Annotated in this window: 16 protein-coding genes; 12 read left to right on the top strand and 4 right to left on the bottom strand. The window is 58.2% G+C overall.

The genetic code is table 11. The features are described 5' to 3' along the window. Nucleotides 1-35 precede the first annotated feature (35 nt). The 12 genes from ACR3E4_RS02795 (at nt 36) to pdeM (ending at nt 13547) form a co-directional block, all read left to right on the top strand. On the top strand, nt 36-1442 hold the full coding sequence (locus ACR3E4_RS02795) for a type II and III secretion system protein family protein (protein WP_480535186.1): 1407 nt from the start codon (nt 36-38) through the stop codon (nt 1440-1442). Nucleotides 1443-1460: 18 nt separating this feature from the next. Next, nucleotides 1461-2078 carry an OmpA family protein gene (locus tag ACR3E4_RS02800; RefSeq protein WP_480535185.1) on the top strand — a complete coding sequence of 206 codons (618 nt, stop codon included), beginning with the start codon at nt 1461-1463 and terminating at the stop codon, nt 2076-2078. Between the two features lie 205 nt (nt 2079-2283). Beyond that, the gene (locus tag ACR3E4_RS02805) at nt 2284-3516 is read left to right on the top strand and encodes a CpaE/TadZ family protein (RefSeq protein WP_480535184.1); all 1233 of its coding nucleotides are present in this window, start codon (nt 2284-2286) and stop codon (nt 3514-3516) included. Nucleotides 3517-3534: 18 nt separating this feature from the next. Continuing rightward, nucleotides 3535-4974, top strand: a complete 1440-nt coding sequence (locus ACR3E4_RS02810) for a TadA family conjugal transfer-associated ATPase (protein WP_480535183.1) — start codon at nt 3535-3537, stop codon at nt 4972-4974. A gap of 11 nt (nt 4975-4985) precedes the next feature. Beyond that, entirely contained in the window at nt 4986-5954 is a 969-nt protein-coding gene (locus ACR3E4_RS02815) for a type II secretion system F family protein (protein ID WP_480535182.1), read from the top strand. Nucleotides 5955-5965: 11 nt separating this feature from the next. Continuing rightward, the gene (locus tag ACR3E4_RS02820; protein WP_480535181.1) at nt 5966-6943 is read left to right on the top strand and encodes a type II secretion system F family protein; all 978 of its coding nucleotides are present in this window, start codon (nt 5966-5968) and stop codon (nt 6941-6943) included. A 70-nt stretch (nt 6944-7013) separates the two neighbouring features. After that, nucleotides 7014-7541, top strand: a complete 528-nt coding sequence (locus ACR3E4_RS02825; protein ID WP_480535279.1) for a tetratricopeptide repeat protein — start codon at nt 7014-7016, stop codon at nt 7539-7541. Nucleotides 7542-7566: 25 nt separating this feature from the next. After that, the gene (locus ACR3E4_RS02830; RefSeq protein ID WP_480535180.1) at nt 7567-8418 is read left to right on the top strand and encodes a tetratricopeptide repeat protein; all 852 of its coding nucleotides are present in this window, start codon (nt 7567-7569) and stop codon (nt 8416-8418) included. Nucleotides 8419-8421: 3 nt separating this feature from the next. Next, nucleotides 8422-8967 (top strand): prepilin peptidase, encoded by a 546-nt coding sequence (locus tag ACR3E4_RS02835; RefSeq protein WP_480535179.1) that lies wholly within the window; start codon nt 8422-8424, stop codon nt 8965-8967. Between the two features lie 117 nt (nt 8968-9084). Then, a complete protein-coding gene (locus tag ACR3E4_RS02840; RefSeq protein WP_480535178.1) occupies nt 9085-10392 on the top strand; it encodes an ATPase in 1308 nt (435 codons plus the stop codon). Nucleotides 10393-10431: 39 nt separating this feature from the next. After that, a complete protein-coding gene (locus ACR3E4_RS02845; RefSeq protein ID WP_480535177.1) occupies nt 10432-12843 on the top strand; it encodes a ligase-associated DNA damage response DEXH box helicase in 2412 nt (803 codons plus the stop codon). A 41-nt stretch (nt 12844-12884) separates the two neighbouring features. Further along, nucleotides 12885-13547 (top strand): ligase-associated DNA damage response endonuclease PdeM, encoded by a 663-nt coding sequence (gene pdeM / locus ACR3E4_RS02850; protein ID WP_480535176.1) that lies wholly within the window; start codon nt 12885-12887, stop codon nt 13545-13547. 3 nt (nt 13548-13550) lie between these two features. Here the strand turns inward: pdeM and ACR3E4_RS02855 are convergent, their stop codons facing one another. The 4 genes from ACR3E4_RS02855 to ACR3E4_RS02870 all read right to left on the bottom strand — a co-directional run bounded on the left by ACR3E4_RS02855 (nt 13551) and on the right by ACR3E4_RS02870 (nt 17495). Continuing rightward, nucleotides 13551-14288, bottom strand: coding sequence for a LytTR family DNA-binding domain-containing protein (locus tag ACR3E4_RS02855; protein ID WP_480535175.1), 738 nt, complete (start codon nt 14286-14288; stop codon nt 13551-13553). A 227-nt stretch (nt 14289-14515) separates the two neighbouring features. Continuing rightward, nucleotides 14516-15406 carry a bifunctional methylenetetrahydrofolate dehydrogenase/methenyltetrahydrofolate cyclohydrolase FolD gene (gene folD / locus ACR3E4_RS02860; RefSeq protein ID WP_480567050.1) on the bottom strand — a complete coding sequence of 297 codons (891 nt, stop codon included), beginning with the start codon at nt 15404-15406 and terminating at the stop codon, nt 14516-14518. Between the two features lie 47 nt (nt 15407-15453). Further along, nucleotides 15454-15759 (bottom strand): chorismate mutase, encoded by a 306-nt coding sequence (locus ACR3E4_RS02865; protein WP_480536660.1) that lies wholly within the window; start codon nt 15757-15759, stop codon nt 15454-15456. Nucleotides 15760-15818: 59 nt separating this feature from the next. Continuing rightward, complete coding sequence (locus ACR3E4_RS02870; RefSeq protein ID WP_480536662.1) at nt 15819-17495, bottom strand: formate--tetrahydrofolate ligase; 1677 nt, start codon at nt 17493-17495, stop codon at nt 15819-15821. Nucleotides 17496-17655: the final 160 nt, after the last annotated feature.

The following is a 17655-nucleotide window of genomic DNA, read 5'->3' on the forward strand; positions in this document are numbered from 1 at the left end:
CATAAAATCGAGTGGTGATCGGAGAGGCAGGTCACATGACAATACGTTCCTGGATCAGCGCAACCCTGCTGGGGTTGACGCTTGTAATGAGCTCGGTCGGCGATGCCGCCTGGGCCGAGAATCTTCGTGTGGTTAAGAAAGGGACAGCCGAATCGCTGGACGTTCCTGTTAACCGCGCAATCGTGGTGGAAAGCGAAGAACCATTCGCCGAGATCAGCATCGCAAACGCCGGTATCGCCGATGTTTCGACGCTGTCGGACCGCACGATCTATGTGCTTGGCCGGGCGCCGGGCATGACCACCCTGACCCTGTTCGACGGCGCAGGTAATCTGCTGACCAATGTGCGGGTGCGGGTTGCCCCGGACGTCACCGAATTCAAAGAGCGCCTGCGCCAGATCCTGCCAAATGAGCAGATCGAAGTGCGGACCGCCAATGATGGTATCGTTCTTTCCGGCACCGTTTCCAGCAGCGCCCGTCTTGCACGCGCGCTTGAGCTGGCGGAACGTTACGCGCCCGAACGCGTTTCGAATCTGATGAATGTCGGCGGCGTGCAGCAGGTCATGCTGAAAGTGCGCTTTGCCGAAATGAACCGCTCGGTCGCCAAAAGCCTGACGGCTTCTCTCGGCTTCGGCGGGGGTGACGTGACAGCTGGTTTCAACACGCTCAACAACCAGTTGGGACTGAACAACGCGCTGGCAAACAATATTCCCGCTGTTCAAACCAATACCGGCGCGATCCTGTTTGGTTTCGGAGCCGGGTCGACACAAGTCCGTCTGCTTCTGGAAGCGCTTGAATCCAAGGGCCTGGCCCGTAGCCTGGCGGAGCCGAATCTGTCGGCCTTGTCCGGGCAAGAGGCGGAGTTTCTGGCAGGTGGCGAAGTCCCAATCCCTGTCCCGCAGGATGATGGCGTGGTCGCTATCGAATACCGCCCGTTCGGTGTTCAGGTGGCGTTCATTCCCCGCGTTGCCGACGGAAACACGATCAACCTTGAAATGGCCGCGTCTGTTTCAAGCATTGACCCGAATTCAAACTTTTCGATCAATGGTGACGCAGTTCCCAGCTTCATCGTTCGTCAGACCAAAACCACGGTTGAGCTTCAGGACGGAGAGAGCTTTGCGATCGCGGGCCTGATTCAGGATGACTTTACGGATCTGAGCAATCAGGTTCCCTGGCTCGGTGATGTACCAGTTCTGGGCGCGCTGTTCCGCAGCGCCGAGTATCAGCGTGAACAAAGCGAGTTGGTCATCATCGTCACCGCGCATCTGGTTACACCGACGCGTGGGGAAGCTCTGGCCCTGCCGACTGATCGCGTGAAGCCCCCCAGCGAGTTTGATCTTTTTGTGAACGGCAGAGTCGCCCGGACCGAACGTGCAGGAAACGGTGCGGCATCCGAAGTTGCGAAACAGGATTTTGGCCAGTCTTACGGCTATGTCCTGGAGTGATATGAGAGGATAGAACCAATGGATAAGTGGATCATTACACTCGCTCTTTCGGTTGCTGTCGCTGGCTGTACACGCGAAGCAGGTTACGAAATCGACGCAGGCACCTTCGGCAATGCGACCCTGAACAACATTCAGGTCATGAATGGCGAGCTCACCTATGGTCAGATTCTCGCACAGCGTTTCGCAGCCGAAGTACCCACACAGATCAACTTTGCGTTTGACAGCGCAAAGCTTGATGCCTCGGCGCAGCGCATCCTTCTGCAGCAGGCAGCTTGGATCAAACAGTTCCCCGAAGCGCGGTTCCGCGTGTACGGGCATACGGATGCTGTCGGTTCCGAAAGCTACAACAGGCGCCTGGGACAACGTCGCGCAAATGCGGCGGTGGCCTTCCTGACACAGCAGGGGATCTCTCGATCACGGCTTGAAGCTGTTGTTTCTTTTGGGAAATCCCGGCCTCTCGTCGCTACGCCGAATCGCGATCGCCGCAACCGGCGCACGGTGACAGAAGTCTCTGGCTTCGTTGATCGCCACCCCAGCCTCTTGGATGGCAAGTACGCCGAAGTGATCTATCGCGAGTACATCAAAAGTGCTGAACCCGTCAGCATCTTTCAGCGCGAAGACGAATCAGGTGGCTGATAATACCTAAACAATGGGCGGCATTGTCGCCCATTTCCCTACAATTGGTTCTTTTGCGCCCAATTCTCGCCCAACTTCCAAGTGATGTTGTCAACAATTGGGTGACCTGCGGCCAGAATTGACCGCATCGGGCGACAGCATACCAGAACTGATCTTTCTCGCGTTCAACTCGGTTTGCTCAGCCCTCTCGACGAGGATTGTGTTAATGACGAGCGCGACGCCGCAAGATGAAAACACCGCCATCCTGGCCTGTACGATCAGCCGCGATGTTCAGAACTTTGATCTTTTGATCGAAGACATGGAGGCCGCCCTGGGTGAGCGTTGGGGTGATCTTGGATTTGCCGAGGCCCTGGCCTTTTTCAGTCAGCCCGAAGCGGAATCGCTGCAATTCGTGGCGCTGGCGCTTGATGGTGACGACGAAGACAACCTGAGCCTGATGGGTGAGATTATCACTCAGGCCAAGGAAAAAGGTGTCAAGGTTGTCCTCATTGCCGAAGATGTCACCCCCGCTTCTTTGCATCAATTGCTGCGCAAGGGTGCGGATGAGTTTGTCCCCTACCCTCTTCCGGAAAACGAATTGCAGGAAGCAATCAACCGGATGAATCGACCAGACCCGGTTTCCGCACCCCAGGCCGCTGTTCCGCTTGCCAACGGCGCGTCGAAAGAAGGTGCGCTGTTTGTGGTTCAGGGCCTTGCGGGCGGTGTTGGCTCGACCACTATGGCGGTCAACCTGGCGTGGGAATTGGCAACGGTATCTGCCAAGGAAAACCCCAAGGTCTGCCTGATCGATCTGGACCTTCAATATGGCACCGTTTCGACCTATCTCGACCTGCCGCGCCACGAAGCGGTGTTTGAGATGCTATCAGATACCGCCTCGATGGATGAAGAATCCTTCGGCCAGGCACTGCAGACTTTCGAAGACAAGTTGCAGGTGCTGACCTCACCTTCGGACATGATCCCGCTGGATCTCATCACCCCCGAAGACATTCAGCGTGTCATCGACACAGCGCGCGCGCATTTCGACTATGTCGTAATCGATATGCCAAAAACGCTTGTGCATTGGTCCGAAACCGTTCTGCAGGCAGCACATGTTTATTTCGCCCTGATCGAGTTGGACATGCGCTCGGCCCAGAACGCGCTGCGCCTGAAACGTGCGCTGCAATCGGAAGAGCTGCCCTTCAACAAGCTGCGTTTTGCGCTGAACCGGGCGCCGAAGTTCACCGATCTGAACGGCAAGAGCCGGGTCAAGCGCATGGGCGAGAGCCTGGGTATTTCGATCGATCTGCTTTTGCCCGATGGTGGCAAACCGGTCATGCAGTCCGGCGATCACGGCCTTCCGCTTGCCAGTTCCGCAGCCAAAAACCCGCTGCGCCGAGAAATCGCCAAGCTGGCGCAATCGCTTCATAGCCTGGGCAGCAACGACGCCGAAGCCGCATAACACAAAAGGGGAGCTGCCGTGTTCTCAAGATACAAGAAACAGCCATCGGCCCAACCGGTTGAAGCCAAAGCACCCGCAGCCACTCCTGCCGCCGCGCCGGCCGCTGCACCTGCGACGACAGCAGTTGCCCGCAAACCTGTACAAAGGAAGGCCGGTGAAGTTGCCGCAAGCGACAAAGAGCGCAAGCGCAAAGAACGGCTAGGTGAAATCAAGCTGGAACTGCATCGGGAACTGCTTGAGAATCTCAATCTTGCCGCGCTGGAAAAAGCCAGTGAGGCCGAGCTACGCACCGAGATCAGCGCCATCGCAAGCGAGGTGCTTGAAGATCGAAACATTGTTCTGAACCGCGAAGACCGCACTCAGCTGAACAAAGAGCTGTATGATGAGGTCACCGGTCTCGGCCCGCTTGAGACGCTGCTTCAGGACGACACGGTCAACGATATTCTGGTCAACGGCCCGCAGCAGATATTTGTCGAACGTCACGGTAAGCTGGAAATCAGCGATATTACCTTCAAGGACGAAAAGCACCTGATGCGGATCATCGACAAGATCGTTTCCGCTGTGGGTCGTCGTGTCGATGAATCCAACCCTTACGTTGACGCGCGTCTGGCAGATGGATCGCGTTTCAACGCCATGGTGCCGCCGATTGCGGTGGATGGCTCGTTGGTGTCGATTCGTAAGTTCAAGAAAGATAAGCTGGGTATCGATGATCTGGTCAATTTCGGTGCTTTCACCGAAGAAATGGCCGCCTATTTGCAGGCTGCCGTTTCGACCCGACTGAACATCATCGTTTCTGGTGGTACGGGTTCTGGTAAGACGACCACGCTGAACGCCCTGTCCAGCTTTATCGACGATGCCGAACGCATCCTGACCATCGAGGATACCGCGGAACTTCAGCTGCAGCAGACTCACGTCGGCCGAATGGAAAGCCGCCCCCCCAACGTCGAAGGCAAGGGCGAGGTCAGCCCCCGCGACTGTCTGAAAAACGCCCTGCGTATGCGCCCCGACCGCATCATCGTGGGCGAGACGCGTGGCGCCGAGGTGATCGATATGCTGCAGGCCATGAACACCGGCCACGACGGCTCGATGACCACAATCCACGCCAACTCGGCCCGTGACGGTATTTCACGTTTGGAGAACATGATCGCGATGGCCGGGATCGAAATGCCGATCAAGGCAGTCCGAAGCCAGATTGCATCGGCTGTAAACCTGATCGTACAGGCAAGCCGCTTGCAGGATGGTTCGCGCCGGATGACCTCGATCACCGAGATCACCGGGATGGAAGGTGATGTGATCTCGATGCAGGAAATCTTTCGCTTTCAACGCGTTGGCCTAACGCCCGACAACAAGATCATCGGTCATTTCACCGCCACCGGCGTGCGCAGCCACTATTCCGAGCGCTTCCGCCTCTGGGGCTTCGATCTGCCCTCTTCAATCTACGATCCAACCACGATGTAGGAGAACCGGATATGCAACTGCCGACAGAGGCTCTTATCTACATCGCGATATTCGTTGGGGTGCTTGCCCTCGTCGAAGGAATCTACCTTGTCGCCTTTGGGAAATCGATCAGCCTGAACAGCCGTGTCAACCGGCGTTTGGACATGATCGACAAAGGTGTTGGCCGCGAACAGGTTCTGGAACAGCTGCGCAAGGAAATGCGCCAGCACATGAAGACCCAGACCATACCGCTTTATTCGCTGCTTGCTGACAAAGCACAGAAAGCAGCGATTGCATTCTCGCCCAAGCAGCTGATCCTGATCATGATACTGGTCTCGGCTCTCGCATTTCTGGGGCTGAGCATCGGTACAGCGACCGAGACATATCTGCGCGCGGCGATTTCGATCGCGATCGGTGTTGGCGCGGTCTACGCATGGCTCTCCAAAAAAGCGAAAAAACGTATGGCGCTGATTGAAGAGCAGTTGCCGGACGCCGTCGAATTGATGGTGCGATCCCTTCGCGTCGGCAACCCGTTTGTCTCATCGGTCCAGATCGTAGCCAACGAAGTGGAAGACCCGATTGCAACCGAGTTCGGGGTAATCTCGGACGAAGTTGCCTATGGTCGAGATATAGGGGAAGCCCTAAAGGATCTGGCCGTCCGGCTGGATATGCAGGATTTGCGCTTCCTTGCCGTTGCCGTTTCGATCCAGCAGCAATCCGGTGGTAACCTTGCGGATATTCTGGCAGGTCTCGCCAAAGTGATCCGCGCCCGGTTCCGCCTGTTCCGCCGCGTCAAAGCGATCACCGCCGAGGCACAATGGTCAGGTAAATTCCTGTCCGGGTTCCCTCTGTTCTGTCTGGGATTCATCCTGGTCAAAGACCCAGGATACTATGACAACGTGATAGATGAGCCCTACTTCATCCCCGCGTGTTTCTTTGTCGGCATCATGTTGACGATAAACCTGATCGTCATGCGCGTTCTAACCAACATCAAGGTCTGAGGGGCATATCCATGGAATTTCTGACCCAAATCAACGATATGCTCACCGCGAATTTCGGTGAACTCGGCCCTCTGATCATTGCAGGTGTGCTTGGATTGTTCATGATCCTGGTGACAATTCCCCTGATCCTAAGTCAACCCGAAGATCCGCTTAAAAAGCTGCAGCGTTCGAATGCAACGCCCAAGAATGCTAAAAAAAACAAAAAAGACCGCCTGAGGACAGCAGGCCGAAACGAGCAACTGGAAAAATTCGCCAACTTCCTCGAACCGCAAAGCAAGGAAGAATACTCGGCAGTTGAACTCAAACTTCGCCAGGCGGGTTATCAGTCCAAAGACGCTGTCCGGTTCTACAACTTTGCCCAGTTCGCCCTTGGCATTACCGGGATTCTTCTAGGCGTTCTCTATGTTCTGTTCTTCACTGAAGGCCAAGAATTGACGTCACAAGACATGGCCATTCGCGTGCTTGCACCGGGCGGGATTGGCTATTTCATACCCAAATACTGGATTACACGGCGTGTCGCAGAACGTCAGGAAGCGATCACAGCGGGCTTTCCGGATACCCTCGATCTGATGCTGGTTTGCGTTGAAGCGGGGCAGTCGCTGGATCAGGCGATTGTCAGGGTCGCGGCGGAGATGAAGGCCTCGTACCCCGAAATTGCCGAAGAATTCGAGGTTGTGGCCTATGAGATGAAGGCCGGTAAAGAAAAAGACGTGGTTCTGCGTGATTTCGCAACACGGTGCGGCGTGCAGGATGTCAGCGCATTTGTTACCGTTATGATCCAGTCGGCCTCGTTTGGTACGCCGATCGCCGATGCGCTCCGGGTCTATGCGGACGAGATGCGGGACAAGCGCGTGATGCGCGCTGAAGAAGCTGCCAACAAACTGCCTACGAAAATGACGCTGGCAACTATGACGTTGACCGTTCCTCCGCTATTGGTTGTTCTGGTTGGCCCGTCTGCAAAAGGCATCATGGATTTTGGTAGTCAATAGATCGCTCCTCCCACTTAAAAAGGCGCTCAGGCGTTTCAGTCCAAGCCTGCGCGAAGCGATTTTGGCCACCATGGTTCTGACCATGGTGGCCTCTTGCACTGAAACGCGGGCATTGGATGATCCGTTCGCACCAGGTGTTGATCCAGACGGCTCGGCGGAGGATGAGATCACCGTTGGCAACCGCTTGATGGCCGCGGGAGAATATGAGCTGGCGCTTGAATCATTCACCCGGGCTGCATTGCATCAGGGGATGACGCCGCAAGTCCTGACGTCTTTGGGCACCGCCAATCTGGGTTTGCGCCGGGTTGGGCAGGCCGAACCATTGCTGCGCCGCGCGGTCGAGGAAGACCCGGAATGGCCCGTCGCCTGGAACAATCTGGGTGTTTTCCTGATGGAAACCGGCCAATATGCAGAGGCCTCGCAAGTGTTCCGAAAGGCATTTGCGCTGGACAATGGCGAAAGTGACGCAATCCGTGACAATTTGCGGTTAGCACTCGCAAAAATGGAAAATCCTGTTAATAATACACCACAAGAACAAGAATTTGAGCTGGAGCAGCGCGGCAACGGGGAATTCGTTCTGCGTAAAGTCCGGCAATAGAGGCAGAGCAGTAGAGGACGCAAAAATGCGCCACCCCTTCTTGATTCCGACGATGCTTGCGTGCGGGCTGGTAGTGACCGCCTGCGCAAAAGAAACCGAAGAAGAAAAGGTCGAGCGGACATTTCAAGAGGTCAACGTCATCGACGAGACCAACCTGAATGACGTGATGCTAAACGCGGCCGACCCGAATGAGGCGGTCACCTATTTTCAGGGCGCAGCCGCCAAAAACCCCGACCGGATCGATCTGCAGCGTGGTCTGGCGTTCACCCTGTCCCGCGCCAAGCGCAATACCGAAGCCTCGGCGGCGTGGAAACGCGTTCTAGGTATGAAAGGCTCGAACGACGCTGACCGAGTGGAATACGCGAACGCGCAGGTCCGCAGTGGCGACTGGAAAGGGGCGAAGGAAACGCTGGACAGCATCCCGCCGACCTATGAGACCTTCAAACGCTACAGGCTGGAAGCATTGGTGGCTGACTCCAGAAAAGACTGGAAAAGCGCAGATCACTTCTATGAAATTGCAATCGGCCTGACGACCCGCCCGGCAGGCGTGATGAACAACTGGGGCTATTCCAAACTGGCACGCGGGCAATATGCCGAGGCCGAGCGGCTTTTTGGCGAAGCCATCCGCCATGACCAGACCCTGTTCACCGCCAAAAACAATCTGGTTCTGGCCCGCAGCGCACAGGGCAACTACAGCGTTCCGGTCATTCCCATGACACAGTCCGAACGCGCCCGGTTGCTGAATACGATGGCGATCTCGGCCGTCAAACAGGGCGATATCAATCTGGCCAAGAACCTCTATCGCGAAGCGATCTCGACCCATCCGCAGCACTTTGACGAGGCGGTCCGCTCGCTTCGCGCGCTCGAGGAAGCCTGATCTATGACAATCCCAGCGGCAGCGGCAGCATGGTTTCTGCCCTTCGTCCTGCCGATCTGTTTCTACGTGGCCTTCACCGACATGCGTGAAATGAAGATCAAGAACCATGCGGTGATGGTATTGGCGCTGGTGTATTTGGTTATTGGTCTTTTTGTCCTGCCGCCATGGTCCGGCGGCTGGGTTCAAGGCAACCTCGGTCCGCTTTCGGTTTCACTGCCGGTCTATGCCTGGCAACTGCTACATGTCATTGTCATTCTGTTATTCGGCATCGTTCTGAACACCGCCGGGGTCATCGGAGCAGGTGATGCCAAGTTCTGCGCCGCCGCGGCCCCATTTATCTGGATGGGTGACTTGATGCTGCTGATGGTGATCCTGACGGCGTCAGTTCTGGGGGCCTTCGCCGTGCATCGTCTGGCCAAACATTCGCGGCTTCGCCAGCTTGCACCGCATTGGGAAAGCTGGGACCGGGACAAGCAATTTCCGATGGGGCTACCTTTGGCAGGCAGTCTGGCCATCTATCTGATCCTTGGGACAATTCACGGATCGTAAACAATCATCAGCGCGCCTCGCCCGTGCCTTGGTCCTGCCACAAATCCGCGTCAAATTTTCCTCAAACAGCCCCTCTGCGGGGCTGGTAGTGTGACAATTGACAGACGAGCCCCGCTCATGAACATGCAGACAACCTCCGTTATGGCCCCCCCTGCCCCCAAAGGGTTGGCTGAAATGAAGCTTCCGCTGGTGATGATGCGGGACATTCTGCTGAAGACGATCTTTCGCAAGAATGTGGATACCGTGACCGAGATTGCCGCAGCGGTCTGCCTGCCCGGTTCAGTCACACAGGAACTGGTCGATATTGCGCGCGAACAGAAACTGCTTGAGGCGACCGGCACTCTGAACGCCAACTCGGGCAACGAGATGGGCTATCAGCTGACCGATGCGGGCAAGGCGCGAGCGCTGGATGCGCTTAGCCAATCGGAATATTTCGGCGCGATGCCTGTGCCGCTGGATGTTTACCGCGAGCAGGTCAAGCGCCAGTCGATCCGCAACATTCAGGTCACCCGCGACCAGCTGACCGGGGCCATGGGTCATCTGGTTCTGCCCGACAGCCTGCTGGACCATCTGGGCCCGGCGGTCAGCGCCGGCCGGTCGATCCTGATGTATGGCCCGCCGGGCAACGGTAAATCCTCTATCTCGAACGGGATACGCGACGCGCTGGGGGACAATGTCTATGTTCCGTGGGCCATCGAGTATTCCGGTCAGGTGATCACTGTCTACGACCCGATCGTGCATACCGCGATCGAGCAGGAGGCGGACGATCCCAACAGCCTGCGCCGCCGCAAACGGTTTGATACACGCTATGTGCAATGTGAACGCCCCACCGTTGTGACCGGCGGTGAACTGTCGCTGAGCATGCTGGACCTTGTTTATAACCCCACCGCGCGGACCTATCAGGCGCCGCTACAGCTGAAATCGACCGGTGGCATCTTCATCGTGGACGACCTTGGGCGTCAGGCCGAACCCCCTCAGGCCCTGATCAACCGCTGGATCGTCCCGCTGGAAGAAAGCAAGGACATCCTTGGCCTGCAATCGGGTGAGAAATTCGAGGTGCCGTTCGACACGCTGGTCATCTTCTCGACCAACTTCCACCCGAACGAGATCTTCGACCAGGCGGCCCTGCGCCGGATCTTCTTCAAGATCAAGATCGACGGGCCGAATCAAGAAAACTTCCTGAAAATCTTTGCGATGGTCGCCCGCAAACGCGGCATGCCGCTGGACGAGGCTGCGCTGGTGCATCTGCTGAAGGTCAAATACCCGACGATCCAGAACATCTATGCGAACTATCAGCCGATCTTCCTGATCGACCAGATGATCGCGATCTGTGAATTCGAGGGTATCCCCTATCAGATGAGCCCTGACCTGATCGACCGCGCCTGGGCGAACATGTTCGTCAAGGAAGAAAAGATCATTCACTGACCCCCTGTCCTTCTGATCCCGGGCGGGTAATCTGCAGCGATGAAGCAGATTCCCGCCCGGATTGACGATTGGTTTAGCGCCAAAGGCTGGTCGATCCACCCACATCAGCAACAGATGTTTGATCGGGCTCAGGACCCGGCGACGCTGCTGATTGCCCCGACGGGTGGCGGCAAGACGATGGCCGGGTTTCTGCCATCCCTGTCCGAGCTGTCCGGCGGTGCGCATCATGGGCTGCACACGATCTATGTCTCGCCGCTCAAGGCGCTGGCGGCCGACATTCGCCGTAACCTGCGCACTCCGGTAGACGAAATTGGTCTGCCCATCCGGATCGAGGATCGCACTGGCGACACGTCTGCCACGCAAAAGAAGCGCCAGCGCGTCGACCCTCCGCATATCCTGCTGACGACGCCTGAAAGTCTTGCCCTGCTGACCTCATACGAAGATGCCCCGCGCATGTTTGCCGGAGTTCAGCGGATCATCGTCGATGAAATCCACGCGCTGGCCGAAAGCAAGCGGGGCGATCAATTGATGCTGGCGCTTGCGCGGTTGCAGACGCTCTGCCCCGGCTTGCGCCGCGTGGGACTGTCCGCCACCGTGGAAGACACCGAAGGCATTGCGCGTTTTCTGGCCCGTCACCCAGATCCTTGCAGGATCATTCAGGCCGATCCCGGCCCCGACCCCGATATCGCCATGCTGCAGACCGAAGAAATGCCGCCGTGGTCCGGCGGCGGCGCAGCCTATGCCATCCCGGCGGTGCTGGAACAGATCCGGAAGCACAAAACCACCCTGATCTTTCACAACACCCGCGCGCAGGCCGAGATATTCTTTCACAACCTCTGGCTGGCCAATGACGAGGGCCTGCCCATCGGCATCCATCACGGCAGTCTGGACCGGCAACAGCGCGAGCGTGTCGAAGCCGCGATGGTGCGGGGCGATCTGCGCGCGATTGTCTGCACCGGCAGCCTCGATCTGGGGATCGATTGGGGCGATGTCGATCTGGTGATTCAGATTGGCGCGCCGAAGAATGTCAAACGGCTGGTGCAGCGCATCGGGCGGGCGAACCATCGCTACAACGCTCCGTCAAAGGCGCTTCTCGTGCCTGCCAACCGGTTCGAGGTGGTCGAATGCGTGGCCGCGCTGCAGGCGGTGCAAGAGCATGATCTGGATGGGGACCCCCGGGGGCCGGGGCCTCGGGACGTGCTGTGCCAGCATATCCTGATCGCTGCGGCATCAGGCCCGTTTGACGCCGATGCGCTTTACGCCGAGATGACTTCGGCAGGGCCTTATGCCACACTCACCCGACCCGCCTTCGATGCCTGTGTGGAGTTCTGTGCAACCGGCGGATACGCCCTGCGTGCTTATGACCGATGGCAACGGCTGCAACAGCGTTCCGATGGCCGCTGGCAATTGCGTGACCCGCGGGCGTCGCAGCGTATCCGGATGAATCTTGGTACGATTCAGGACACCGACACGCTGAAAGTACGGCTGCGGCGTAGTCGCGGCGGCAAGCCGCTGGGCGAGGTCGAGGAAGGTTTTGCCGCGTCGCTGACCCCGGGTGATACATTTCTGATCGGCGGCCAGATCGTGCGCTATGAAGGCCTGCGTGAAATGGTGGTTGAGGTCAGCCGCCGCGCTGACAAGAAACCCAAGATCGCCACCTTCATGGGCACGAAATTCGCCGCCTCAACACAGCTGAGCGACCGCATTCTACGCATGTTTGCCCAACCCGATTGGCCTCAGTTGCCCACCCACACCGCCGATTGGCTGGCTTTACAGCGCGAGGTGTCGCGCCTGCCTCAGCGTGATCGATTGCTGATCGAGAGCTTTCCCGATAACGGGCGTGAACATCTGTGCGTCTACGGCTTTGCCGGGCGGAATGCGCAGCAGACGCTGGGGCTGCTGTTGACCAAACGGATGGAGGAAACCGGGCTTGCCCCGCTCGGGTTCGTGGCCACCGATTATGCAACACTGATCTGGGGGTTGGATGCGGTGACCGACCCGCGTCCTCTGTTCCGGCTGGATGCGCTGCGTGATGGGCTGGAGACATGGCTCGCGGGCAATGCAGTGATGAAGCGGACATTTCGCGCTTCGGCCACCATCGCGGGCCTGATCGAGCGCAACACCGGCGGACAACGCAAAAGCGGGCGGCAGGCGACATTCTCGTCAGATATCCTGTATGACACGCTGCTGAAATTCGATCCCGATCACCTGTTGATGCAGATCACCCGCGAAGAAGCCATGCGCGGGCTGGTCGATTTCGGACGAATCGAAGCGATGATCGCCCGGATCGGGGACCGTGTTGACCTTTTGCGACTGAACCGGGTCTCACCGCTGGCGGCCCCGTTGTTCCTTGAGGTCGGCAAAGTGCCGGTCAAAGGCGAAGCCGAAGAACGCCTTCTGGCCGATGAAAGCATCCGTCTGATGCAGGCCGCAGGACTGGCACCCGATTGATTCTGCTTGCATACCGGACATAAACCAGCAAAGAACGGATCATGAACAAACTTGCGTTCACGTTCATCGGACACCGGTTGTCCGCCCTAGGCTCTGGCGCTTTGTGGTGGCCAGATCAGAACCTGCTTTGCGTCTCGGACTTGCATCTGGGCAAGTCGGAACGGGCAGCACGTCGGGGTGGCCCCGCTTTGCCACCCTACGAAAACCGAGAAACTCTGACCCGGCTGGCGGCTGATCTGGCGCAAACCGGTGCCAATTCGGTCATCTGTCTGGGGGACAGTTTTGACGACCTGCACGCCTCACAAGCGCTGCCCGAAGAGGACCGGTTGCACATCGCTACGCTACAGGCCGGGCGGCGTTGGGTCTGGATCGAGGGCAACCATGATCCCGGTCCAGTCGAACTGGGGGGCACACATCTGGCCGAATGGTGTTGCGAGGGCCTGACCTTTCGCCATATCGCCGAGACAGAAGGGTACGGCGAAGTCTCGGGGCATTACCATCCCAAAGTCAGCCTGTCCGCCCGTGGACGCCACGTCTCGCGTCCGGCCTTCCTGCTGGACGATGCCCGCCTTATCCTGCCGGCCTACGGGGCCTATACTGGGGGTTTGCGCAGCTCGGACGAAACGCTGTCCCGGCTTATGGGAGTGGATGCGCGCGCTATTCTGACGGGGGCGCAACCCCGGATGGTTCCAATGCCAAGATGAGCGTCAGATCAACCCGTCCTCTTCCAGCATCGGTCTGTATTTCCGACTGACCGGAACAAGATCATCATTGCACAAACGCAGGAATATCTTTCCATCCTGCCTTTCGACCCCGGCAATCGCTGCGTCGACAATCCAATGCGACCGATGGGTACAATGGCCAACAATGGGCTCCATTTCCGCAATCGCATCCGTAAAGCGCGAGCGGATGGTGAATGTCCCCTCGGAGGTCACGACATCGACCGAGTGATCGCGGACCGTCAGCCGATAAATCCGCCCCTGAAACCCGGATGGAAGCCGGTTGTACAAACGCGGTCTGATCTCATCCTCCGGACCCTCGGGCTGCTCACGTTCGCGAACCAGCAGCAAACCGGTCGCAAAAAGGATACCATAGGGCGCGACCATCAATATCCCGGGCGCCATCAGCCCATTCAGAGTGAACAGGACCCAGGTCAGAAGCCATAATGACGGAGCAAACAGCATCAGGATCAGCAAGGCGAAGGCCAGGTCCCGGATCAAAAGGTCCGAATGCAGCAACCATTCGCGGACCAGTTTACCGGCTGTCCAAGTCGCTGCCAGTGCCAACATCATGACGCCGGTCCAGAAGACCAGACGTTCGGGAAACGAGAAGGTCATATCCCGGAATGGCGCAAAGGAATAGGCCAGCAGCGGTACGAATACTATGCCCGCCAGAAGGCGCTGTACGCTGAATTGTTGCCGTATGAGTTCCAGTTTAACTTTCATACAAACTCGCGCGCGCTCCTCACGCATTAACGTATTCGTTTGGGTGAAGGATATAATACCCCCCTAACCGTCTGGAACAGAAGGCTTATCACTTATTGACGTAGGGTCAATTGCTCGAATGATCGGCTGGATTTCACATTCGGACAAAGCAAATCGGGCCGAAAAGCAAACCTGCTTTCCGGCCCGATATTGGTATTGGCGCTGCGAAGCACCCTAAAAGGACAGTCTTAAGCTGTGAGGCCTTCAGGCTCTGGCAAACCATTGGCACGGCAGCAGGCAGTCAGAGTGTTGGCCAGCAGGCAGGCGATGGTCATCGGCCCCACCCCACCCGGAACCGGGGTGATGGCACCCGCGCGCTCGGCTGCGCTGGCAAAGTCGACATCGCCGACCAGCTTGTTCTTGCCGTCACGCTCGATCCGGTTGATGCCCACGTCAATCACGGTAGTGCCTTCCTTGATCCAGTCGCCCGGCACCATCTCGGGGCGGCCTACGGCGGCGACAACGATATCGGCGCGGCGCACCACATCCGGCAGATCCTTGGTGCGGCTGTGCGCGATGGTTACGGTGCAGCTGTCGCCCAACAGCAGCTGCGCCATCGGCTTGCCCACGATGTTCGACCGGCCGATCACAACCGCATCCATCCCCGACAGCGAGCCGTGGTGGTCACGCAGCAACATCAGGCAGCCCAGCGGCGTGCAGGGCACCATCGACTTCTGACCGGTACCCAGCAGGCCCACATTCGAGATGTGGAAGCCGTCCACATCCTTGGCCGGGTCGATCGAGTTGATCACCAGATCCTCGTTCAGATGCCCGGGCAGCGGCAGTTGCACCAGAATGCCATGCACGGCAGGATCGTTGTTCAGCTTGTCGATCAGCGCCAGCAGATCCTCTTCGGACGTGTCGACATCCAGCTTGTGCTCATACGAGTTCATGCCGACCTCGACGGTCATCTTGCCCTTCGAGCGGACATAGACCTGGCTGGCCGGGTCTTCGCCCACCAGAACCACGGCCAGACCGGGGGTAATGCCGTTTTCCTCTTTCAGTTTCGCGACCTGATCGGCCACCTGCGCGCGCACTTTGGCCGCAAAAGCCTTACCGTCGATAACCTGGGCTACCATTCTTCGATCCCTTCTTTCAAAACGGATCGGGCGCCTGTTGCGCCCGGTCAATCAGGGCCGAGCACGCGTTCTTCGCGCGCAATCGACCAGTCAATCAATACGCGCCACAACTGTTCGGCAAGATCGGGGTCCATGCCCGTCCGCTCCGCGTTGTCACGCACCTTCTGCACCACTTCCTCGACACGTTCGGGGATGCGGGCCGGCAGCCCCACGCCCTGCTTCAGCTGCGAGGCCCGGTCGATATATCCCGCACGGGTCACCAGCATCTCGATCAGCTGACGGTCCAGCGCGTCGATCTGAATCCGTAGGTCCGGCATCGAGTGGCAATCTTGCGGCGGTGTCAGAGTGGGCATGTCGATCTCCTCGTGGCCCGGGCATATTCCCCGGACCACGAGATGTCTTATTCGGCGGCTTAGAACAAGCCCTCGATCTGGCCTTCTTCGTTGAGGCGGATTGTCTCGGCCGCGGGTTTGCGGGGCAGACCGGGCATGGTCATGATCTCGCCGCAGACAACCACGATGAAACCGGCACCTGCGGACAGGCGGACCTCACGCACCGGAACCGAGTGGCCGGTGGGCGCGCCGCGCAGGGTCGGATCGGTCGAGAACGAGTACTGGGTTTTCGCCATGCAGACCGGCAGGTTGCCATAGCCCGCTTCTTCCCATTCGCGCAGCTGGTTGCGGATCTTGTTGTCGGCCAGCACCTCATCCGCGCGATAGATACGCTTGGCGATGGTTTCGATCTTCTCGAACAGTGGCATGTCGTCAGGGTAAATCGGCGCGAAGTTGGCGCTGCCGCCTTCGACGATTTCCACAACCTTCTCGGCCAGCGGCGCCGAGCCTTCCGAACCCAGCTCCCAGTGACGCGACAGAACCGCCTCGACACCGTGATCGGCACAGTAGTTCTTGACCGCATCAACTTCGGCATCAGTGTCGGTGACGAAGTGGTTGATGGCGACGACAACCGGAACGCCGAAGGATTTCACGTTCTCGATGTGGCGGCCCAGGTTGGCGCAGCCCGACTTGACCGCGTCGACGTTTTCGGCACCCAGATCGGCTTTGGCCACGCCGCCGTTCATTTTCATTGCGCGCACAGTAGCAACCAGCACCACAGCCGAAGGCGCGATGCCTGCCTTACGGCATTTGATGTTCATGAACTTCTCGGCACCCAGGTCAGCACCGAAACCGGCTTCGGTGACAACATAGTCAGCCACTTTCAGAGCGGTTTTGGTCGCAATGACCGAGTTACAGCCGTGTGCGATGTTCGCGAACGGGCCACCATGGACAAATGCCGGGTTGTTTTCCAGCGTCTGCACCAGGTTCGGCTGCATCGCGTCTTTCAGCAGAACGGTCATTGCGCCTTCGGCTTTAATGTCGCGGCAATAGACAGCGGTTTTGTCGCGGCGGTAGGCCACGATGATGTCACCCAGGCGCTTCTCCAGGTCTTTTAGGTCAGTTGCCAGGCAGAGGATCGCCATGACTTCGGATGCCACAGTGATGTCAAAACCAGTTTCTCGCGGGAAGCCATTCGACACACCACCCAAGGACGCAGTGATCTGACGCAGTGCACGATCATTCATGTCAACCACGCGGCGCCATGCGACGCGGCGGGTGTCGATCTCGCACTCGTTGCCCCAGTAGATGTGGTTGTCGATCATCGCCGACAGCAGCGAGTGGGCCGAGGTGATCGCATGGAAGTCACCGGTGAAGTGCAGGTTCATTTCCTCCATCGGAACAACCTGCGCGTAACCGCCACCTGCAGCGCCGCCCTTCATACCGAAGTTCGGGCCAAGCGAGGCTTCGCGGATACAGATCATCGCGTTCTTGCCGATGCGGTTCAGACCGTCGCCCAGACCCACGGTGGTGGTGGTCTTGCCTTCGCCTGCAGGCGTCGGGTTGATCGCGGTGACCAGAATCAGCTTGCCGTCTTCGCGGTCCTGGACCGAGTTGATGAAGTCCTGGCTGACTTTCGCCTTGTCGTGGCCATAGGGCAGCAGATCCGCAGATTCGATGCCGATCTTGGCACCGATTTCCTGAATCGGCTTCTTGTTCGCCTCGCGGGCGATTTCGATGTCGGATTTATAGCTCATTGGCCGAGGTCCTTGATTGAATGCCGTGCAAAACCGACGCGATACGTCGGCGCTGAGCAACATATACTGTCGTGCACATCACCGGTGGCTAAGGATTCCGACATATTCATGCCGCGAAACGGCGTCACCGGATTCGTGAAGTTCATATCGGAAACTGTTG

The organism is Ruegeria sp. AP11, assembly GCF_056535865.1.